This window comes from Pseudomonas sp. Z1-12 (genome assembly GCF_051132015.1).
Lineage (GTDB): Bacteria > Pseudomonadota > Gammaproteobacteria > Pseudomonadales > Pseudomonadaceae > Aquipseudomonas > Aquipseudomonas zanjanensis.
The window spans coordinates 1,983,318-2,005,052 of the sequence record NZ_CP071647.1 but is presented as its reverse complement, the minus strand read 5'-3'; the positions used below and the strand labels follow the sequence as shown (position 1 = coordinate 2,005,052).

Annotated in this window: 14 protein-coding genes; 9 read left to right on the top strand and 5 right to left on the bottom strand. The window is 62.4% G+C overall.

Features of this window, described 5'->3' with window-relative positions:
- Nucleotides 1–219 precede the first annotated feature (219 nt).
- Nucleotides 220–2,604, bottom strand: a complete 2,385-nt coding sequence (locus J3P85_RS08920; RefSeq protein ID WP_434705519.1) for a sensor domain-containing diguanylate cyclase — start codon at nt 2,602–2,604, stop codon at nt 220–222.
- 142 nt (nt 2,605–2,746) lie between these two features.
- Complete coding sequence (gene rlmKL, locus J3P85_RS08915) at nt 2,747–5,017, bottom strand: bifunctional 23S rRNA (guanine(2069)-N(7))-methyltransferase RlmK/23S rRNA (guanine(2445)-N(2))-methyltransferase RlmL (protein ID WP_186728184.1); 2,271 nt, start codon at nt 5,015–5,017, stop codon at nt 2,747–2,749.
- A gap of 532 nt (nt 5,018–5,549) precedes the next feature.
- Here rlmKL and rmf point away from each other — a divergent pair.
- Nucleotides 5,550–5,765 carry a ribosome modulation factor gene (gene rmf, locus J3P85_RS08910; protein WP_003223300.1) on the top strand — a complete coding sequence of 72 codons (216 nt, stop codon included), beginning with the start codon at nt 5,550–5,552 and terminating at the stop codon, nt 5,763–5,765.
- Between the two features lie 350 nt (nt 5,766–6,115).
- Here rmf and J3P85_RS08905 read toward each other — a convergent pair whose 3' ends face one another.
- The gene (locus J3P85_RS08905; RefSeq protein WP_186705272.1) at nt 6,116–7,135 is read right to left on the bottom strand and encodes a quinone-dependent dihydroorotate dehydrogenase; all 1,020 of its coding nucleotides are present in this window, start codon (nt 7,133–7,135) and stop codon (nt 6,116–6,118) included.
- 232 nt (nt 7,136–7,367) lie between these two features.
- On the opposite strand from J3P85_RS08905, the gene J3P85_RS08900 reads away from it, so the two are divergent.
- The 8 genes from J3P85_RS08900 to cobA all read left to right on the top strand — a co-directional run bounded on the left by J3P85_RS08900 (nt 7,368) and on the right by cobA (nt 19,224).
- Entirely contained in the window at nt 7,368–8,579 is a 1,212-nt protein-coding gene (locus J3P85_RS08900) for a CmpA/NrtA family ABC transporter substrate-binding protein (protein ID WP_434705518.1), read from the top strand.
- Between the two features lie 14 nt (nt 8,580–8,593).
- Nucleotides 8,594–9,169: an ANTAR domain-containing response regulator gene (locus J3P85_RS08895; protein WP_003199539.1), complete on the top strand. Its 576-nt coding sequence runs from the start codon at nt 8,594–8,596 to the stop codon at nt 9,167–9,169.
- Nucleotides 9,170–9,659: 490 nt separating this feature from the next.
- Nucleotides 9,660–10,871, top strand: a complete 1,212-nt coding sequence (locus J3P85_RS08890; protein ID WP_053120618.1) for a nitrate/nitrite transporter — start codon at nt 9,660–9,662, stop codon at nt 10,869–10,871.
- A 9-nt stretch (nt 10,872–10,880) separates the two neighbouring features.
- Nucleotides 10,881–12,551 carry a protein kinase domain-containing protein gene (locus J3P85_RS08885; RefSeq protein ID WP_434705517.1) on the top strand — a complete coding sequence of 557 codons (1,671 nt, stop codon included), beginning with the start codon at nt 10,881–10,883 and terminating at the stop codon, nt 12,549–12,551.
- Between the two features lie 422 nt (nt 12,552–12,973).
- A complete protein-coding gene (nirB, locus tag J3P85_RS08880) occupies nt 12,974–15,427 on the top strand; it encodes a nitrite reductase large subunit NirB (RefSeq protein ID WP_434705516.1) in 2,454 nt (817 codons plus the stop codon).
- Nucleotides 15,424–15,741 carry a nitrite reductase small subunit NirD gene (nirD, locus tag J3P85_RS08875; RefSeq protein ID WP_186705301.1) on the top strand — a complete coding sequence of 106 codons (318 nt, stop codon included), beginning with the start codon at nt 15,424–15,426 and terminating at the stop codon, nt 15,739–15,741. The genes nirB and nirD overlap by 4 nt, the downstream gene beginning before the upstream one ends.
- Nucleotides 15,741–18,458, top strand: a complete 2,718-nt coding sequence (locus tag J3P85_RS08870; protein WP_434705514.1) for a nitrate reductase — start codon at nt 15,741–15,743, stop codon at nt 18,456–18,458. Before nirD ends, J3P85_RS08870 begins: the two co-directional genes overlap by 1 nt.
- A gap of 10 nt (nt 18,459–18,468) precedes the next feature.
- On the top strand, nt 18,469–19,224 hold the full coding sequence (cobA, locus tag J3P85_RS08865; RefSeq protein WP_434705513.1) for a uroporphyrinogen-III C-methyltransferase: 756 nt from the start codon (nt 18,469–18,471) through the stop codon (nt 19,222–19,224).
- A gap of 723 nt (nt 19,225–19,947) precedes the next feature.
- Here the strand turns inward: cobA and J3P85_RS08860 are convergent.
- Nucleotides 19,948–20,982, bottom strand: coding sequence for an OmpA family protein (locus J3P85_RS08860; RefSeq protein WP_186705304.1), 1,035 nt, complete (start codon nt 20,980–20,982; stop codon nt 19,948–19,950).
- Nucleotides 20,983–21,089: 107 nt separating this feature from the next.
- Nucleotides 21,090–21,680 carry an RNA polymerase sigma factor SigX gene (sigX, locus tag J3P85_RS08855; protein ID WP_003183614.1) on the bottom strand — a complete coding sequence of 197 codons (591 nt, stop codon included), beginning with the start codon at nt 21,678–21,680 and terminating at the stop codon, nt 21,090–21,092.
- Between the last annotated feature and the right edge of the window lie 55 nt (nt 21,681–21,735).

Genomic DNA, 21,735 nt, shown 5'->3' with positions numbered 1-21,735 from the left:
CGCCAGGTCAGCAAATATCGATGTCGGATGACACACCGCCATCGCGAGCAAGCTCGCTCCCACAGGGAATCGGCCATACACAAATCTTGTGCCCACTGAAGATCAATTGTGGGAGCGGGCTTGCTCGCGAAGGCGGTATGTCAGTCAACACAATGGTTGAATGTTATACCGCCTTCGCGAGCAAGCCCGCTCCCACACTCTGACCTCAATAGCCCCCGACTAGCCCAACTGCGTCTCGACCCGATCCCGCCCGGCCTGCTTGGCCGCGTACACGCCTGAGTCGGCCCTGAGCAGTAACGCATCGGCGCCCTCCCCGGCGCGCCAGGTGGCGATGCCAAAGCTGGCGGTGACCACCCCGACATCGTCGATGGGCGCAGCCCGCAAGCCCTCCCAAAGCCCCAGCGCCAGGGAATATGCGCTGTCACTGTCGGTGTCCGGGCACAGCACCACGAACTCTTCCCCACCCAACCGGCAAAACACATCGGTACGGCGCAACCGTTGGACGATGCGCTGGCAGACCGCCTGCAACACCCGGTCGCCCACCGCATGGCCGTGCTGGTCGTTGATGCGCTTGAAGTGATCGATGTCGAGCATGATGACCGCCAGCCCACCGGAACCGCGCTCGACCCGGGCCATTTCCGAGGTCAGGCGCTCCTGGAAATACCGGCGGTTGCGAATGCCGGTCAGGGCGTCGGTCACGGACAAGGCCCGCAGCTCTTCTTCCACCCGCTTGAGGTCGGAAATATCCGAGATATAGCCGTGCCACAACACCCCGCCGCCAGGCAGCTCCTCGGGTGTGGCCTCGCCGCGCACCCAGCGCAGCCCGCGCAAGGGTAATTGCACCCGATACTCTTCCCGCCATGGGCTCAAGGTATTGGCCGAAGCACGGATCGAAGCGCGGACGCGCGTACTGTCCAACGGATGAATACGGGAGAAAATCGCCTCGGCGTTCTGCACCAGTACATCGGGTTCCAATTCATAGATGTCGCGGATACCGTCGCTGGCATAAATCACGCTGAAGCGACCATTGAAATCCATCCTGAACTGGTAGATCCCCCCAGGCACATGAGCACTGAGTTTTTTCAGCAACAGGTCGCGGGCCGCCAGGGCTTCGTGGACGCGCTTGCGTTCGGTGATGTCGATGCAGATCGCCAGGTGCCCGACCCACAGCCCCTGCTCATCGAGCATCGGCGTGGCCAGCATGTTCACGGTCAGGTGACTGCCATCGCGGCGCACCAGGGTCCATTCCCGCGCCTGCTGCCCACCCTGCTCGCCGCCCTCGAGCAGCATCGCATGGCAGGTCGGAATGGGTTTACCAAAGCGCGCGGCAAGCTGAGCGGCCCGAGCCTGGAGTTCGCGCGGCACATGCAGGCTCTCCAGGGTCATGCTTTGCAGCACCTCGCAGCCCGGATAGCCAAGCATCTGCTCGGCGCCAGCATTGAAAGTGGTGATGACGCCGCGCAGGTCGGTGGCAATGATCGCCACCTGGGTCGCGGCATCCAGCACACCGCGCAACTGGCCGTGGGTACCGCGCAACTCCTGCTCCCGGGCACGCAGTTCACCGGTGCGTTGTTCCACCAGTGCCAAGGCTCGCTGCCGCTGGCTGACCAACATATAAAGCAAGGCACTGAGCAGCAGGCTGAGCAGGCTACCCAGCACTACCAGGCTCGTCACCGAAGAGTGATTGGAGGACAGGAATACCCGGCTGGGCCGCAACTCTACCCGGTAGTCGCGATCGGCCAGGCGTAGCAGGCGCGTCGCCGACAACTCGCTCTGGCCCGGCGGGTTTGGGGATTCGAACAGCGCCTCCCCCCCGTTTTCGCTAGACAGGTCCACGACACGCATCGACAGATTGTCGTGACCGGGCGCGGGCAGTCCGTCGCCCGCCAACTGACGCATGCTGATGGCCGCCATCACGTACCCGAACGGTTCGCTGGCCGATTCCCGTATAACCGGCGCGACCAGCAGTACCCCGCGGGTGAACATCGGGTCGGCCCCCATAAAATCCAGGGGTTGCGAGGCCGCCACCCCGCCACGCTGACGCGACCGCTCGACGGTGGCACGGCGCAAGGGTTCGGAAAGCAGGTCCAGGCCCAATGGGGCCCCGTAGGCGCTCCGACTATGAATGTAAAGCACCGGAACGTACTCGTCCCGTTCGGCGGCCAGTTGCAGGCCACCGTGGCCGTCCGGCTCGCGAATCATGAATTGAGCCCCACCGTCGGCCTGCGCCTGCCGTTCGAACGCTTGCCGCTCGTCCCGAAGGACCCTGGGCGCCCAGGCGAAGGCCCGGGTACGACGCATCAGCGAGTCGGCGTAGCCATGGAACTCATTGCTGGCTACCGCTTCGGAGTTGGCAAAAAAACGCCCGAGGCTGTCGAGAAACTGCTCTTGGTCCTGGAACTGTTCCTCGATGCGGCTGAAGCGCTCCTCGACTTGCAACTCGAAGCGCTCGCGCAATTGCCGATTGAACAGGTCCATCATCGCCCAGCTCAGCACGCCGCTCAGGCAGGTACCGGCCAGCAGCACCAGCGAAGCCACCAGCCAGGCCGAAACGTCTTCGCGGATAAAGCCCAGGATTCTGGGGCGCACCTGATGCAATGCCATAAATACAACTCGCAAAGGTACCAGGCATAGGCACAGCCCCGGACACAGCCTAAGTTATAGCTATTCGCCATCACTTTGGCCAGTCCCTAAATGAGGCTAGAAGCCTTGAACTACAAGGCTCCGTGGATCCAATCGATCTCCTTCAACGCGCCATGATCTTCCAAGCGCGGTGGATCTTGCCGTTGCGGGCGAAATCCGGATCGATGGTCTTGGCAGTGATCTCCTCCACTGCATAGCGCTCGCCGAGGTTGTCCTCGAGCTGGAACTTGCGGAAGTTATTGGAAAAATACAGCACGCCGCCCGGCGCCAGGCGCGCCATGGCCAGGTCCAGCAACTGGACGTGGTCGCGCTGCACGTCAAACACACCTTCCATGCGCTTGGAGTTGGAGAAGGTCGGCGGGTCGATGAAGATCAGGTCGTACTCGTCACGACTGGCTTCCAGCCAGGCCATCACGTCGCCCTGCTCCAGGCGGTTCTTGTCGGAAAAACCATTGAGCGACAGGTTGCGTCGCGCCCAGTCCAGGTAGGTTTTCGACAAGTCGACACTGGTGGTGCTCCGGGCACCGCCCTTGGCAGCGTGGACGCTGGCGGTCGCGGTGTAGCAGAACAGGTTCAGGAAACGCTTGCCGGCGGCTTCTTTCTGGATCCGCAGGCGCATCGGCCGATGATCGAGAAACAGCCCGGTGTCCAGGTAGTCCGTGAGGTTGACCAGCAGCTTCACGCCGCCTTCGTTGACCTCGGTGAATTTGCCCTGGGCGCTCTGGCGCTCGTACTGCTTGGTGCCGCTCTGGCGCTCGCGGCGCTTGATCACCACGCGGCTCTTGTCGACGTTCAGTGCCTGGGGAATGGCCGCCAGGGCGTCGAACAAGCGGGCCGAGGCCTTTTCCGGGTCGATTGACTTCGGCGCGACGTATTCCTGGACGTGTACCCAGTCGTGGTACAGGTCGATGGCCATGGAGTATTCCGGCATGTCGGCGTCGTAGACCCGGTAGCAATCCACACCTTCCCGCTTGGCCCACTTACTCAGCGTCTTGAGGTTCTTTTGCAGGCGATTGGCGAACATCTGCCCTCCTTCGCTCAACCGCGCCTGCTCGACCACAGGGGCTGGGGCTGGCGCCGGCTTGATCGGGTTGCCGTTCTTGTTGTACTGGCGCTCTTGTGGCACTTCAGGGGTTTGATCGTAGGCGGCCTGTTCACGCTCGGCCTGGCGCTGTTCCGGGGTGCGACGCTCGCCGGTGACGAACTGGTCCGGCAGCACCTTGATCAGCAGCAACTTGCACGGCAAGGCGCCGTTCCAGAACGAATACTGCTTGTGGCTGCGAATGCCCATGCGCTTGCCCAGGTCCGGCGCGCCGGTGAACACCGCTGCCTCCCAGTTCAGGCACGCCTGGCGCAGGCGCTCGCCGAGGTTCTGGTAGAGGTAGAGCAGGCTGGCTTCATCCCCCAGACGCTCGCCGTACGGCGGGTTGCAGATCACCAGGCCCTTCTGGTTCTGGTCCGGGCGCGGCTCGAAGGTGGCGACTTCGCCTTGATAGATCTTGATCCACTCGCTCAGGCCCGCACGCTCGACGTTATTGCGGCCCGGCTGGATCAACCGTGGGTCGGCCTCGTAGCCACGAATCCACAACGGTGGCTTGGCCAGCCCGGCGGCGGCGCGCTCGGTGGCTTCTTCGTGGAGTTTCTTCCACAACGCCGGCACGTGGCCGAGCCAGGCGGTGAAGCCCCACTGCTGGCGACGCAGGTTCGGTGCCATGTCGGCGGCGATCATGCCGGCTTCCACCAGGAACGTGCCGACACCGCACATCGGGTCGGCCAGCGCCCCGCCTTCAGCGGCAATGCGCGGCCAACCGGCGCGGATCAGGATCGCGGCGGCGAGGTTTTCCTTCAGCGGCGCGGCGCCTTGCTGCAGGCGATAACCGCGCTGGTGCAGGCTGTGGCCGGAAAGGTCGAGGGAAAGGATCGCTTCGCCGCGGTCCAGGCGCAGGTGAATGCGCAGGTCCGGGTTGAGCTTGTCGATGGACGGCCGCTCACCCGATGGCGTGCGCAGCTTGTCGACGATGGCGTCCTTGACCTTCAAGGCACCGAAGTGAGTATTGTCGATACCCGAGCCATGGCCGCTGAATTCAACCGCCAGGGTGCCATCGGCCAGCATATGGTCTTGCCAATCGACGTCCAGCACGCCGTGGTAGAGATCTTCGGCGTCCTTCATCGGGAAGCGCTTGAGCACCAGCAACACGCGGTTGGCCAGGCGCGACCACAGGCACAGGCGATAGGCCGTTTCCATGTCGGCCATGCCGCGCACGGCCGAGGTGTGCTCGCGCGCCTCTTCAAGGCCAAGCCCGACGGCTTCCTCGATCAGCAGGCCTTCGAGGCCCTTGGGGCAAGTGAGGAAGAGTTCGAAACGATCGGACATGGGATTTCCAGAGCCTTTGGCTAAGTGGACCGGGCAACGCATTGCCGGGCCGGGTTCAGTCAGGTGCTTTTCTCAAGAGCACCCGCGTGGCACGAAAGTGTGCCGTGCCGCCCTCGCCGCTCAGGTTAAAAGAGCTTAGATGCGAAGGCAGATAAAAAATTCTGTGCAACAAATTGTGAAAAACTCGACCCTTTCGTCGAATAGTACCCGAGTGCAACGGGTGGACATTCTCATTCGAGAAAGGGCAGCCCCTGTTGGCGCAGGGCCGATCATACAGGGGTCTTGCTCAAAAGCGGTCAACGAACATCAAGTTACTTATCGCCCTAACATCTTTATTGTTACGTGCTTATGACAAAACGATCATTCCATCCCTGTGACGCTTTGGTTAGAACTCAACACAGGTTGACGTCGCAACGGCGTCAACACCTCGGCTCGTCACGCCGGCAACGAGCCACCAACGGCAGAATGATTCTGCCCCGGCCTCGATAGAGGTCGACGCTAAGCAACAGTCAACAAGTGAGGGCAACACCCTATGAGAAGACTTAAGCGTGATCCGTTGGAAAGAGCATTTTTGCGTGGTTACCAATATGGCGTTGGTGGTAAATCCCGTGAGCTTTGCCCCTTTACTCTACCGTCGGTACGTCAAGCCTGGATCAATGGCTGGCGAGAAGGACGCGGCGACAACTGGGACGGTATGACCGGCACTGCGGGTATCCACAGACTCAACGAACTTCACGCCGTCGGCTGACACAGGGCTTATTACTCAAGAACTCGACAATTTGACATCCCAATCGATTTAACCACGCACGTCCCATCCGGGCGGCGGGCTACGGCCCAGGGGGCTCCTTCGAGGAGCCCTTTTTAATGCCTGGGTTTCATGAACGCTGTGAGTGCCTGAGCTTCATGGACACTTACGAATGCCTGAGCTGTGAACATTATTGTGGCGAGGGAGCTTGCTCCCGCTGGGCTGCGCAGCAGCCCCAAAACCATGACACGCAGTTATCCAGGAAAACAGTGCCAACCGGGTTCAGGACTGCTTCGCAGTCCAGCGGGAGCAAGCTCCCTCGCCACGATCAGCGCCAAACTTTAATCCTCGGTTCACCCCAACGCCGCAATCGCATCCACCGACTCACGAATCAACGCCGGCCCCTTGTAGATGAAGCCCGAGTAAACCTGCACCAGGCTCGCTCCGGCGGTGATTTTCTCGGCGGCGTGCCGGCCTTCGGTGATCCCGCCCGCCGCAATGATCGGCAAGCGCCCCGCCAATTCAGCGGCCAGCACCTTCACCGTGTGAGTGCTCTTGTCACGCACTGGCGCGCCCGACAAGCCACCCGCCTCGTCACCGTGCTCCAGCCCTTCGACGCCTTCGCGCCCCAGGGTCGTGTTGGTGGCGATCACTGCGTCCATGCCCGTCTCGATCAGGGCCTGGGCCACCTGGGCAGTCTCTTCGTCGGTCATGTCCGGGGCGATCTTGATCGCCAGGGGCACGTGCCGGCCGTGGGTCAACGCCAGCTCCGCGCGACGTTGGGCCAGGTCGGCCAGCAGTTGCTTGAGGGAATCACCGAATTGCAGGCTGCGCAGCCCCGGGGTGTTGGGGGAGCTGACGTTGACGGTCACGTAGCTGGCGTGGGCGTAGACCTTGTCCAGGCAGATCAGGTAGTCGTCGACGGCGCGCTCCACCGGCGTGTCAAAATTCTTGCCGATGTTGATGCCCAGCACGCCCTTGTACTTGGCCGCGGCCACACGGGCCAGCAAGTGATCGACGCCGAGGTTGTTGAAACCCATGCGGTTGATGATCGCCTCGGCTTGCGGCAGGCGGAACAACCGTGGCTTGGGATTGCCCGGCTGTGGTCGCGGCGTGACGGTGCCGATTTCCACAAAGCCGAAACCCAACTGCGCAAAGCCGTCGATGGCCGCGCCATTCTTGTCCAGCCCCGCCGCCAGCCCGACCGGGTTGGGGAATTCCAGGCCCATGACCGTCACCGGCACTTTCGCCGGCGCCTTGCACAGCAAACCGTTGAGGCCCAAACGTCCGCCCGCGCCGATCAGGTCCAGGGACAGATCGTGGGAGGTTTCCGGGGAAAGTTTGAACAACAGCTGACGGGCCAGGGTGTACATGGGCGGCTTTGACTCGGGCGAAGAAATGAGGCGGCGATTATAGCCGGGCAACGGCGGCTCAAGCGAGGCGCCCGCACAAAACGATAGCGCTGGCATATGCCTTGCACCCTTTTGGTCATCAGCGCCCATGCCAGCGACGGAATGAGTGCCACACTGTTTTAAGGGACAACGGCGTCGTCGTCCGGTCTCCTGGGCCCGGACACGGCGCTTTTTCATGTGGAAGGTGATAGTGATGAATGATGTTCCAGCCAACCCCCTGGCCTGGGTCAACGGCAGCGATGCCCCGGAAAAGAGCGCGGTCAACCTCGGTTTCATGGCCTTGAGCGACTGTGCCCCGGTCGTGGTGGCCGCCACCCAGGGCTTCGCCCAACCCTACGGCTTGACCCTGAATCTCAAGCGCCAGGCGTCCTGGGCCAACCTGCGGGACAAGCTGGTCAGCGGCGAAATCGATGCCGCCCACAGCCTGTATGGGCTGATCTACGCCGTGCACCTGGGCATTGGCGGGGTCGCACCGACTGACATGGCGGTGCTGATGGGGCTGAACCAGAACGGCCAGAGCATCAACCTATCCCATGGCTTGCAGGCCCAAGGCGTGACCAGTCCTGAAGCACTGGAGCGGCACGTGCACCAAACTCGCCCGAAACTGACCTTTGCCCAGACCTTCCCCACCGGCACCCACGCCATGTGGCTCTATTACTGGCTCGCCGCCCAGGGCATCCACCCCTTGTCGGATGTCGACAGCGTGGTGGTACCTCCGCCGCAAATGATCGCGCACCTGCAAGCCGGACGCATCGACGGGTTTTGCGTCGGCGAGCCCTGGTGCGCCAGCGCGGTGAAACAGAACCTCGGCTTTACCCTGGCGACCACCCAGACCATCTGGCCCGACCACCCGGAAAAAGTCCTGGGCTGCACCCGTGCGTTCGTCGAGCAATACCCCAATACCGCCCGGGCGTTGGTGATGGCAATTCTCGAAGCCAGCCGCTTCATCGAACAAAGCAGCGAAAACCGTCGCAGCACCGCGCAACTGTTGAGTGCACCGGAATACCTCGACGCCCCGCTGGACTGCATCGAGCCGCGCCTGCTGGGCATCTATGCCGACGGCTTGGGCAACAGCTGGCAGGATCCCCACGCGATGCGCTTCCATGGCGACGGCGAGGTGAACCTGCCGTACCTGTCCGACGGCATGTGGTTCATAACCCAATTCCGTCGCTGGGGCTTGCTGCGCGAAGACCCGGATTACCTGGCCGTGGCTCGCGAAGTCCAGCAGCTCAAGCTCTACCGTGAAGCCTGTGGGGCGCTGGACATTGCGTCCCCAAGCCAGGACATGCGCAGCAGCCAACTGATCGACGGCACCACCTGGGACGGCTCGGACCCGGCCGGGTACGCCCGCAGCTTCAAACTGCACGCCTTGAGCGATGCGGCTCCCCTTCTCGCCAGCCGCTGACAGGAGCCACGACCATGCTGCGTATCCTGCTGATCAACGACACCGCGAAAAAAGTCGGCCGCCTCAAGGCTGCCCTGATCGAAGCCGGCTTCGAAGTGATCGACGAATCCGGCCTGACCATCGACCTGCCGGCGCGCGTCGAAACGGTGCGTCCGGACGTGATCCTGATCGATACCGAGTCACCCGGACGCGATGTGATGGAGCAAGTGGTGCTGGTCAGTCGCGACCAGCCACGCCCGATCGTCATGTTTACCGACGAGCACGACCCCAATGTGATGCGCCAGGCGATCAAGTCGGGCGTCAGTGCCTACATCGTCGAAGGCATCCACGCCGCGCGCCTGCAACCGATCCTCGATGTGGCCATGGCCCGCTTCGAAAGCGACCAGGCCCTGCGCGCCCAACTCCTGGCCCGGGACCAGCAACTGGCCGAACGCAAGCGCATCGAACTGGCCAAGGGCATGCTGATGAAGATGAAGGAATGCAACGAGGAGCAGGCCTACACCCTGATGCGCCGCCAGGCCATGAGCCGCCAGCAGAAGCTGATCCAGGTGGCGGAGCAGATCATTGCCATGAATGAGTTGCTCGGCTGAAAGCCTTCTAGCGCCTGGCCTGCGCCCTTCGCGAGCAGGCTCGCTCCCACAGGGTTCCGGAACGGACTTCATATTTGTGAACACCACAAATCCACTGTGGGAGCGAGCTTGCTCGCGATAGCGGTCTTGCATCCAGCATCACTGTCGACTGACCCACCGTCATCGCGAGCAAGCTCGCTCCCACAGGGGGGGCCGGTGTGGACTTCATATTTATGAACGCCACACATCCACTGTGGGAGCGAGCCTGCTCGCGATAGCCCTCACACCAGACCCTCCTGTTGGCACAGATCTCGCTTAAGCAACCCCACAGGTAACCAACGGCGGTTGCCCCACCTACGACAAAGACGTCGCACACCCTCCTTGCCTCTCTGGCGATCCGGGTTGCGGCGTTTTTTTGTTTTGGCCCTTCGGGGCCGGTGGTGCGACCACAGGCGGCGCACTGCTCTAAGCACTGACTCATTTCTCGAGACTTTTACAGCTGAGGTGCGCGATGAATTCAAGCTTCTGGAAATCCGGCCACACCCCGACACTGTTCGCGGCCTTCCTTTATTTCGACCTGAGTTTCATGGTCTGGTACCTGCTCGGTCCACTGGCGGTACAGATCTCCGCCGACCTGCACCTGACCACCCAGCAACGCGGCCTGATGGTGGCGACACCGATCCTGGCCGGCGCCGTGCTGCGCCTGTTCATGGGCCTGCTGGCCGACCGGATTTCACCCAAGACCGCCGGCATGGTCGGCCAGGTGATCGTGATCGGTGCGCTGTTCTGCGCCTGGAAACTGGGCATCCACAGCTACGAACAAGCCCTGCTGCTGGGCCTGTTCCTCGGTGTGGCCGGCGCTTCGTTCGCCGTCGCCCTGCCCCTGGCCTCCCAGTGGTATCCGCCGCAACACCAGGGCAAGGCCATGGGCATCGCCGGGGCTGGCAACTCGGGTACCGTGCTCGCCGCGTTGATCGCACCGGTCATGGCCGTAGCCTTCGGCTGGACCAACGTGTTCGGCTTCGCGCTGATCCCGCTGGTGCTGACGCTGGTTCTCTTCGCCTGGCTGGCCAAGAATGCCCCTGAGCGACCAAAAGCCAAATCCATGGCCGACTACCTCAAGGCACTGGGCGACCGTGACAGCTGGTGGTTCATGTTCTTCTACAGCGTGACCTTCGGCGGCTTCATCGGCCTGGCCAGCGCCCTGCCCGGCTACTTCAACGACCAATATGGCCTGAGCCCGGTCACCGCCGGCTACTACACCGCCGCCTGCGTCTTCGGTGGCAGCCTGATGCGCCCACTGGGCGGCGCCCTGGCGGACCGTTTTGGCGGCATCCGCACTTTGCTCGGCATGTACACCGTAGCGGCCGTCTGCATCGCCGCGGTGGGCTTCAACCTGCCGAGCTCCTATGCGGCCCTGGCCCTGTTCGTTTGCACCATGCTCGGCTTGGGTGCGGGCAACGGCGCGGTGTTCCAACTGGTGCCACAACGCTTCCGTCGCGAAATCGGCGTGATGACCGGGCTGATCGGCATGGCCGGCGGCATCGGCGGCTTCGCCCTGGCGGCGGGCATGGGCGCGATCAAGCAAAGCACCGGCAGCTATCAGCTGGCGCTGTGGTTGTTCGCCAGCCTCGGTGTCCTGGCCTGGTTCGGCCTGTATGGCGTCAAGCGTCGCTGGAGAACCACTTGGGGTTCGGCAGCCGTCACCGCTGCTCGGGTATAACCTGCAACCATGAGTCTGCAATTGAGTTTTGCCGAAGCCAGCGCCATCGGCCCGCGGGAAGAAAACCAGGACGCCCTGCGCCTGGTCACGCCCGCCCCGGCCCTGGCTGCCAGCAAGGGTTACCTGTTCGCCATCGCCGACGGCGTGAGCCAATGCGCCGATGGTGGGCTGGCCGCCCGTTCGACCTTGCAGGCCCTGGCCCTGGACTACTATTCCACGCCGCAAACCTGGGGCGTGGCCCAGGCGCTGGACCGGCTGTTGCTGGCCCAGAACCGCTGGCTGCAGGCCAACGGTGGCGGGCAACCGCTGCTCACCACCGTGAGCGCCCTGGTCCTGCGGGGCCGGCGCTTCACCTTGGCCCACGTCGGCGATTGCCGGGTCTACCGCTGGCATGCCGATCACCTGCAACGGGTCAGCGAAGATCACGTCTGGGAACAGCAGGGCATGCAGCATGTGCTAAAGCGGGCCCTGGGGCTGGACCAACACCTGATCCTCGACTTTCTCGACGGTGAACTGCGCACCGACGAAACCTTCGTGTTGCTCAGCGACGGCGTCTGGGCGGTCTTGGGGGACACGGCCATCGCCGGCATCCTTCGCGACCAACCCGACCTGGACCTCGCCGCGCAGACGCTGGTCAACGCCGCGCACCTGGCCGGTAGCCAGGACAATGCCAGCGCGTTGTTGGTGCGAGTCGATGCCCTCGGCGAAGCCAGCATCGGCGATGCCTTGATCCAGCTGCAGCAATGGCCCTTGCCGCCGGCGCTGAAACCGGGCCAGGTGTTCGAGGGCTGGCAGATCGAAAGCCTGCTCGGCCAAAGCCAGCAATCGTTGCTTTACCGGGTGCGCGACGGCCAAGGTCAACCTTGGCTGCTGAAAACCTTGCCCGTGCAGCTACGGGACGACAGCCGGGCCGGTCAGGCCTTGCTCTCGGAGGAATGGTTTCTCAAGCGCGTCGCCGGGCGGCAGTTTCCCGAAGTCCATGGGGTGCCCCAGCGTCAGCATTTGTACTACGTGATGCGTGAATATCCGGGCGCGACCCTGGCCGAGCTGTTCAACCAGGGCGGTCCGCTGCCCCTGGCCCAATGGCAGGACCTGGCGCAACGGCTGGTGCGGGCGGTGGGCCTGTTGCATCGACGGCAGATCTACCACCGCGACATCAAGCCGGAGAACCTGCACCTGGGCGACGACGGGGAATTGCGCTTGCTGGATTTCGGTCTGGCGTATTGCCCGGGCTTGTCCGAGGACCAGGCCAACGTGCTGCCCGGCACGCCCAGCTACATTGCCCCGGAAGCCTTCGCCGGCACCGCGCCCACGGCGCAACAGGATTTGTATGCCGTCGGCGTGACCTTGTATTTCCTGCTGACCGGGCATTATCCCTACGGCGAGATCGAAGCCTTCCAGCGCCCGCGCTTCGGCGTGCCGGTCAATGCCAGTCGCTATCGGCCGGACTTGGCCGAATGGCTCGGGCAAAGCCTGGAACGCGCCGTCGCGGCAGACCCGGGCCAACGCTTTGAAACCGCCGAGGAATGGCTGTTGCTGCTGGAGCAGGGCGAACGCCGCAGTTTGAGTGTAAGGCCCCGGCCGCTGCTGGAAAGAGAGCCGCTGAAGGTCTGGCGGACGTTGGCGCTGGTGTCGTTGGTGGTGAATGTGGTGCTGTTGTTCTTGGTATTCCACTCATGACCGTGGCGAGGGAGCTTGCTCCCGCTCGAGCGCGCAGCGGTCGCCTTTTTTTGGGTCTGCTTCGCAGCCCAGCGGGAGCAAGCTCCCTCGCCACAAAAACTTTTTCGCTCGCCCTAGCGCGCTCCATTACCGGGCAACACGCTTTGATTCGGTGCAATAAATCCCTCCCCAATCCGCTCAACCAGCCCGCTGCTCAATAAATCCGCGCCTTCGCGCCACTTGGCACAACCACTGCATTACCTACCCCACCATACATAAAGCAACGCCTCCAACGATGAAGGCGGTGCTTCCCGAGAGAACGGGGCCAGGACAAAGGCGTCCTCGCTAGCTTGCTAGCGGGACGCCTTTTTTTGTTTTCGTAAAAATTGCCGAGCCAGTCCGATCGCCGTGATGAAACGGACATGAGCTTGCGGAGAACCCTGATGAAAAAACTCAAACTGGTGATGATCGGCAACGGCATGGCCGGGGTTCGCACCCTCGAGGAACTGCTCAAGCTGAGCAACGAGCTGTACGACATCACGGTGTTCGGCGCCGAGCCCCACACCAACTACAACCGCATCCTGCTTTCGCCGGTGCTGGCCGGCGAGCAGACGTTCGAAGAGATCGTGCTCAACGACCTGAGCTGGTACCTGGACAACAACATCAAGCTGCTGCTCAACCGCAAAGTAGTGGAGATTGACCGGGTCAAGCGCCGCGTCATCGCCGAAGACGGCAGCGAAGCCGAATACGACCGCCTGCTGATCGCCACCGGTTCCACGCCGTTCATCTTGCCGATCCCCGGCAACACCCTTGAAGGCGTGATTGGTTACCGCGACATCGCCGACACCCAGGCGATGATCGACACCGCCAAGACCCACAAGCACGCCGTGGTCATCGGCGGCGGCCTGCTGGGCCTGGAAGCGGCCAACGGCTTGAAGCTCCGGGGCATGGACGTGACCGTCGTCCACATCGGTGAATGGTTGTTGGAACGGCAACTGGACAAGACCAGCGGCCAACTGCTGCAAACCGCCCTGGAAAGCCGTGGCCTGAAATTCCGCCTCAGCGAACAGACCCAAGCCCTGCACGACGCCGGCAACGGCCGGGTCGGCTCGGTCCAGTTCAAGAATGGCGACATCATTCCCGCCGACCTGGTGGTGATGGCCGCCGGCATCCGTCCCAATACCGAACTGGCGGAAAAATCCGGCATCCCCTGCAACCGTGGGATCCTGGTCAATGACACGATGCAGACCTACGATCCACGCGTTTATGCCATTGGTGAGTGCGCCAGCCACCGCGGCACCGCCTACGGCCTGGTGGCGCCGCTGTTCGAACAGGCCAAGGTCTGCGCCAACCACCTCGCGCAACTGGGCTTCGCCACTTACAAGGGTTCGGTCACATCGACCAAGTTGAAAGTCACCGGCATCGACCTGTTTTCTGCTGGCGACTTCATGGGCGGCGAAGGCACCGAGACCATCACCCTTTCCGACCCGATCGGCGGCGTCTACAAGAAACTGGTGATCAAGGATGACGTGCTGGTGGGTGCCTGCCTGTACGGCGATACCGCGGACGGCGGCTGGTATTTCCGGCAGATTCGTGAGAACCACGGCATCAGCGAGATCCGCGATCACCTGATGTTTGGGGAAAACGCTTTAGGCGATGTAGGCCACCAAGGCCAGGACAAAGCCATGAGCATGGCCGACACCGCCGAAGTCTGCGGCTGCAACGGCGTGTGCAAGGGCACCATCGTCAAGGCGATCCAGGAACACGGGCTGTTCAGCGTCGATGACGTGAAAAAACACACCAAGGCCGCCAGTTCCTGCGGCTCTTGCGCCGGCCTGGTGGAGCAGATCCTGATCAACACCGTGGGCGGCGCGGCGGACGTCAAGCCAAAAAGCGAAAAAGCCATCTGCGGCTGCAGCGATCTCAACCACGGCCAGATCCGCCAGGCGATCCGCGACCAGCACCTGCTGACCATCGCCGGCACCATGAGCTACCTGAACTGGCGCACCCCGAACGGCTGCGCCACCTGCCGCCCGGCGTTGAACTACTACCTGATATCCACCTGGCCCGGCGAAGCCCACGACGACCCACAGTCGCGCCTGATCAACGAACGCGCCCACGCCAACATCCAGAAAGACGGCACCTACTCGGTGGTCCCACGGATGTGGGGTGGCGTGACCAACCCCTCCGAGCTGCGGCGCATTGCCGACGTCGCCGATAAATACAACGTGCCGATGGTCAAGGTCACCGGCGGCCAGCGCATCGACTTGCTGGGTATCAAGAAGCAAGACCTGCCCGGCGTCTGGAAAGACCTCGACATGCCGTCCGGCCATGCCTACGGCAAATCCATCCGCACCGTGAAGACTTGCGTGGGCAGCGAGTTCTGCCGCTTCGGTACGCAGAACTCCACCCAGTTGGGCATCGAGCTGGAACACGACCTGTTCAATATGTGGTCGCCGCACAAGGTGAAGCTGGCCGTCTCCGGTTGCCCACGCAACTGCTCGGAAGCCGGGATCAAGGACGTCGGCATTATCGGCGTCGATTCCGGCTGGGAGATGTACATCGGCGGCAACGGCGGGATCAAGACCGAAGTCGCAGAGTTTTTCGTCAAGCTCAGGACCGCCGAGGAGGTGCGTGAATACAACGGCGCCTTCCTGCAGCTGTACCGCGAGGAAGCCTTCTACCTCGAACGCACCGTGCATTACATGCAGCGGGTCGGCATGGAGCACATCAAGAAAGCCGTGCTGGAAGACCCCGAGCGGCGCAAGGCCCTCCACGAACGCCTGAAGTTTTCCCTGTCGCTGGAACAGGACCCTTGGAAACAACGCCTGGAACAGCCTCAGTTGAAGAAAGAGTTCGAAGTCATCCCCGTGAAGAACCTGGAGGTGCCGGCATGAACTGGCTGGATATCTGCGCACTGGAAGAGATCAATATCCTCGGTTCGCGCATCATCAATGGTCCCAAAGGCGATATCGCGATTTTTCGTACCAGCGACGATGAAGTGTTCGCCCTCGATGACCGTTGCCCGCACAAGGGTGGCCCGCTGTCCCAAGGGTTGGTCTACGGCAAGCGCGTGGCCTGCCCGCTGCACAACTGGCAGATCGACCTGGAAACCGGTCTGGCCCAAGCCCCGGACGTGGGCTGCGCCCATCATCATTCGGCCCGGGTCGAAAACGGCCGGGTGCAACTGGCCCTGCGGGACGCAAGCTGATGAACCGCCAGATCACTGCCTCGACCTGCTGTTATTGCGGGGTCGGCTGCGGCGTGCTGATCGAGCATGACGGCGAGCGCATCCTCGGCGTCAGCGGCGATCCCGCCCACCCGGCCAACTTCGGCAAACTGTGCAGCAAGGGTTCGACCCTGCACCTGACCGGCGACCTCGCCGCCCGCGCCCTGTACCCGGAGCTGCGCCTGGGCAAAGGCCTGGCCCGGGCCCGTACCGGCTGGAACAGCGCCCTGGATCACGCCGCCAGCGTCTTCGCCGACACCATCGCCGAGCACGGCCCCGACAGCGTGGCGTTCTACATCTCCGGCCAGTTGTTGACCGAGGACTACTACGCCTTCAACAAACTCGCCCGGGCGTTGGTGGGTACCAACAATATCGACAGCAATTCGCGGCTGTGCATGTCTTCCGCCGTGGTGGGCTACAAGCGCAGCCTCGGTGCCGACGCCCCACCCTGCAGCTACGAAGACCTGGAGTTGAGCGACTGCGTGATGATCGTCGGCAGTAACATGGCCTACGCCCATCCCATCCTGTTTCGCCGCCTCGAAGAGGCAAAATCCCGCCGACCGCAGATGAAGATCATCGTCATCGACCCCCGGCGCACCGACACCTGCGACCTGGCGGACCTGCACCTGGCGATCTTGCCGGGCACCGATGTCGCCTTGTTCCATGGGATTTTGCACCTGCTGCTATGGGAAGACTGGGTCGACCGCGACTTCATCAAGACCCATACCGAAGGTCTGGCGGACCTGAAGAACCTGGTCCGCGACTACACCCCGGCGATGGTCGCCCAGTTGTGCGGCATCAGCGTCGAGCAACTGCACCAGTGTGCCGAATGGGTCGGCACGTCGCCGAGCTTCCTGTCCTTGTGGTGCATGGGCCTGAACCAGTCCACCGCCGGCAGCGCAAAAAACAGCGCGTTGATCAACCTCCACCTGGCCACCGGACAAATCGGCCGGCCGGGGGCGGGGCCGTTCTCGCTGACCGGCCAGCCCAACGCCATGGGCGGACGGGAAACCGGCAGCCTGTCGAACCTGCTGCCAGGCCATCGTGAAGCCGCCAACCCGGAGCATCGTGCCGACGTCGCCCGTTATTGGGGTGTGGAGCAATTGCCCGCCACCACCGGCCTGAGTGCCATCGAGCTGTTCGAGCAGGTGCGCAGCGGCAAGATCAGGGCCTTGTGGATCGCCTGCACCAACCCGGCCCAGTCAATGCCCGACCAGACGGCGGTACGTGAGGCCCTGCAAGCCTGCCCGTTCGTGGTATTGCAGGAAGCCTTCCGCACCACCGAGACCGCCACGTTTGCCGATCTACTGTTGCCGGCGGCCAGTTGGGGCGAGAAAGAAGGTTCGGTGACCAACTCCGAGCGGCGTATTTCCCACGTCCGCCGGGCCATCGACGCACCCGGTGAAGCGCGTCCGGACTGGGCAATCACCGTGGATTTCGCACAGCGCCTGGAGAAACGCCTGCGCCCGGGCCAACCCAGCCTGTTCGCCTTCGACACCCCGGCCCAGCTGTTCGATGAGTACAAACAGCTGACCCGTGGCCGCGACCTGGACTTGTCCGGCATCAGCCATGTCCTGATCGACCGCCTCGGCCCTCAGCAATGGCCCTTCCCGGAAGGCGCCACGGTTGGAACGGCGCGACTGTACGTGGACGGGATTTTCCCGACCGACAGCGGCCGGGCGCACTTTGTGGCCGATCCCTATCGCGCCGCCAAGGAACTGCGTGACGCCCGCTACCCATTGACGCTGAACACCGGGCGTTTGCGGGACCAATGGCACGGCATGAGCCGTACCGGTACCGCCGCGCAGTTGTTCGGCCATGTGAACGAAGCCGTGCTCAGCCTGCACCCCGACGAACTGCTCCGGCATCGCCTGCAAGCGGGCGACCTGGTCAACCTCAAGAGCCGTCGCGGTAGCGTGATCGTGGCCGTGGACAGCGACGACAGCGTGCGCCCCGGCCAGGCGTTCCTGCCGATGCACTGGGGCGATCGGTTCCTCAAGGGCGGCGTGAATACCCTGACTCAACCGGCCTTCGACCCCTTGTCGAAACAACCGGAACTCAAGCACAGCGGCGTGCGCCTGGAACCGGTGAACCTGCCTTGGCAGCTTTTCGCTTTGATCGAAGACGATGTTCAACAGCATCTGGAGGCCCTGCGTCCCCTGTGCGAGGCGTTTTCCTACGTCAGCCTGAGCCTGACCGGTCGTGAACGTCCCGCGCTGTTGATTCGCGCTGCCAGCGCCGTCGCGCCCGAACCGCAACTGCTCCAGGCCATCGACGAGCAATTGGGCCTGATCGACGGGCCGGTGCTGGCCTACGACGACCCGCGTCGCTCCATCGGTAAACGGGTGCGCATCGAAAACGGTCGCATCACCGCCATTCGCCTGGCCGGTGAAACCCTGGCCCGGCATTGGCTGCAGAACTTGTGGCTGGAAGGCCGTGCCGATGAACAACTGCGGCGCTGGCTGCTGGCGCCGTTGAGCGCGCCGCCGGGGAATGTTGGCGCCACAACGGGTGGCAGCAAAACGCTGTGCAACTGCATGAACGTCAGCCAGCGCGCGGTCTGCGCCGGCATCGAGCGTGGCCTGGACTTGCAGGGGCTCAAACAGGAACTGGGCTGTGGCACGCAATGCGGCTCCTGCGTACCGGAAATCAAGCGCCTGCTGGTTGCCACCGCGCAACCACTGGCGGCTATCTCGTGAGGAAAACACTATGAACGCAAAAGTCTGGCTGGTGGGTGCAGGTCCCGGTGACCCTGAATTACTGACCCTCAAAGCCGTGCGCGCCTTGGGCGAGGCCGACGTGGTGTTGATCGACGATCTGGTCAATGCCGCGGTGCTGGAGCATTGCCCCGCTGCACGCATCATTGCCGTGGGCAAGCGCGGCGGCTGCCGCTCCACCCCCCAGGCCTTCATTCATCGATTGATGCTGCGTTATGCCCGCCAGGGCAAATGCGTGGTGCGCCTCAAGGGCGGCGACCCGTGCATCTTCGGCCGCGGCGGTGAAGAGGCGCAGTGGCTGCGCGAGCGTGGCGTCGAGGTGGAGATGGTCAATGGCATCACCGCCGGCCTCGCGGGGGCGACCCAATGCGATATTCCACTGACCCTGCGCGGGATTGCCCGGGGCGTGACCCTGGTCACGGCCCACACCCAGGACGGCAGCAGCCTGAACTGGCAAGCCCTGGCCCAAAGCGGGACCACTTTGGTGGTGTACATGGGCGTGGCGAAGCTGAGCGAGATCCGCGAGCAACTGCTGGCCGGCGGCTTGGCGGCGAACACGCCCGTGGCCATGATCGAAAACGCCTCCCTGCCCCACCAGCGTGACTGCCGCAGCGACCTGGCCTCGATGGAAGCCGCTGCCAGCGCCTTCCAGCTCAAGAGCCCGGCGATCCTGGTGATTGGCGCCGTGGCCGAAGCAGCCGAACTGGCCGCCTCACCGCCGGCTTTGGCCCAGGTTTGCGCCCTCTAGCAGACACCCCAAAACCGGTGGGAGCGAGCTTGCTCGCGATGACGGTGGTTCAGTTAGAAATACATTGACTGACACACCGCCATCGCGAGCAAGCTCGCTCCCACAGTTGGATCGGCGTATGACCGGGAGAGATAGGTCGGCTGTCAGGCCGCATCGCGAACAAGCTTTGCTCCCACAGATCTGATGGGCGTACGACCGAAAGAGCCAGGTCGGCTATCAGGCCGCCTCGCGAGCAGGCTTTGCTCTCACAGATCTGATGGGTGTACGACCGAAAGAGCCAGGTCGGCTCTCAGGCCGCCTCGCTTTTGCTTTTGATCTGGAGGCCCCGTTAACCACGATGGCCGAACGCAGGCATTGTGGAGTGGGCATCCCGGCATGGATGCCGGGATAGCCGCGCTGGGCCATGGATGGCCCTTCGCGGCGGCCCACGGAGCAATGCTGGAGTGAGGGCACACCGAGCCTTAGCGAGGTGCCGAGTGGTGGGGCAAGCCTTTTTGGTTACTTTTTTGGCGTCTGAAAAAAGTGACCCGCCGTAAGGGCGGAACCCTAAGTAGCCGTTACCGCAGCAACAGATATGTACCCGATCAAGCCATCAGACCGCCATCGCGAGCAAGCTCGCTCCCACAGGTCTCCCACAGGTCTTGTCTTCCCCCCGGGATCTCCATAAATCGCAGGCAAAGAAAAGCCCGGCCTAGGCCGGGCTTTTCCAAAGCTGTGGGCTAATTACTTAGCTTGAGCTTCAACCTGCGCTTCTACGCGACGGTTAACTGCACGACCAGCGTCAGTGGCGTTGTCGGCAACTGGGCGGGATTCGCCGTAGCCAACAGACTGAACGCGGGACGATTCAACACCGTACTGGTTGGTCAGAACGTTCTTAACGGCGTTTGCACGACGCTCAGACAGCTTCTGGTTGTAAGCGTCAGGACCGACGGAGTCAGTGTGACCTTCAACAGTAGTGCTGGTAGCTGGGTACTGCTTCATGAAATCAGCCAGGTTCTTGATGTCGCCGTAGCTGTTTTCTTTAACGACCGACTTGTCGAAGTCGAACTTAACGTCCAGCTCAACACGAACGACTTCAGCAACAGCTGGGCAGCCATCAGCGTCAACAGTTACGTTGGCTGGGGTGTCAGGGCACTTGTCGACGTTGTCGCACACGCCATCGTTGTCGCTGTCGGAGCAGACTTCAGCAGGTGCTGGAACTGGAGCAGCAGCTGGCTTGGAGCCGCCACCGAAGTTCACACCGATACCAACGCTAGGAGCCCACTCGGTGTCGCCCTGGTCGATGTTGTACTGAGCTTCAACGCCAGCACGGGCGTAGAAGTTGTCAGTGAAATACAGCTTGGCGCCGCCACCAACGTTGGCGAAGGTAGAACGGTTACGACCGTTGCTGCCATTCTGGTCGATGCTCTGGTCGGAGAAACCGGCCGAAACATAAGGACGCAGCATGTCGCCTGGGTTGTTGAAGTGGTACAGAGCGTCCAGAGCGGTGTTCGCGCCCTTAACGTTAGTGCCGTCTTCGGTACGTGCGTTGTGCACTTCGTCGTAGGCCAGACGCAGTTCAACGTCGTCGGTCAGGAAGTAACCAACCGAACCGCCGAACAGGTTGCCGTTGTTCTTGAAATCACGAGCGCTGTCGAACATTTCTTTCTTGGCGAAGCCTTCGATTTCAACTGCGCCTTGGCCTTGTGCCAGAGCGCCGAACGAAGTGGCAGCAATCAAAGAACCAATGGCAAAGCCCAAGGTGTTTTTCAGTTTCATCCGTTAAATCCCCATCTGGTGATTGTGAAGCAGTCCCGCAAACCGGGGGACAACTCGGCGGCAAGTCTATCAGAACTTGCCTACACGTAAGAGATATTTGCGCCGAACTAAGTTTCAGCAATGCCTGCAAATTTCTCACGCAATTTGTCAAGAGCGCGCTTGTAACGCATTTTTGTCGCGCTCAAACCCATATGCATTATGTCTGCGATCTCCTGGAATTCCAGCTCTGCGACAAATCGTAGCACCAGAATTTCCCGGTCGATCGGGTTTACATAGACCAGCCAGCGATCGAGTCCACCCTTTTCCTCGGGCTTGGGCGCCTTATCTTCCGACGCTTCCTCGAGAGGGTCCAGGCTCAACGCGTCCATCAAGCGACGCTTTCGCCGTTCCTTGCGATACTGCGTGATGCATTCGTTGTACGTGATGCTATAAAGCCATGTCTTGAACTTCGATTTCCCCTCGAAGTTCTTCAGGCCATACAGCACCTTCAACATCACCTCCTGACAGACATCGTCAGCATCACGATCGTTCCCGAGATAGCGCGCACAAACGTTAAATAAAGTTCTCTGGTAACGACGCATCAACTCTTCATAGGCGCGTGTTACGTGAAACAGCTCCGTATGCGCGCGCGCGACCAACTCCTCATCGGAGAGATCACGGGGGTCGTAGCGCGTGGATAGCGATTGGGGTTTGTTCAAAACAAGTCGGGCCGACAGTCTAGGTCAATGTGCGCCGCAGCCTGGGCTAGCAGGC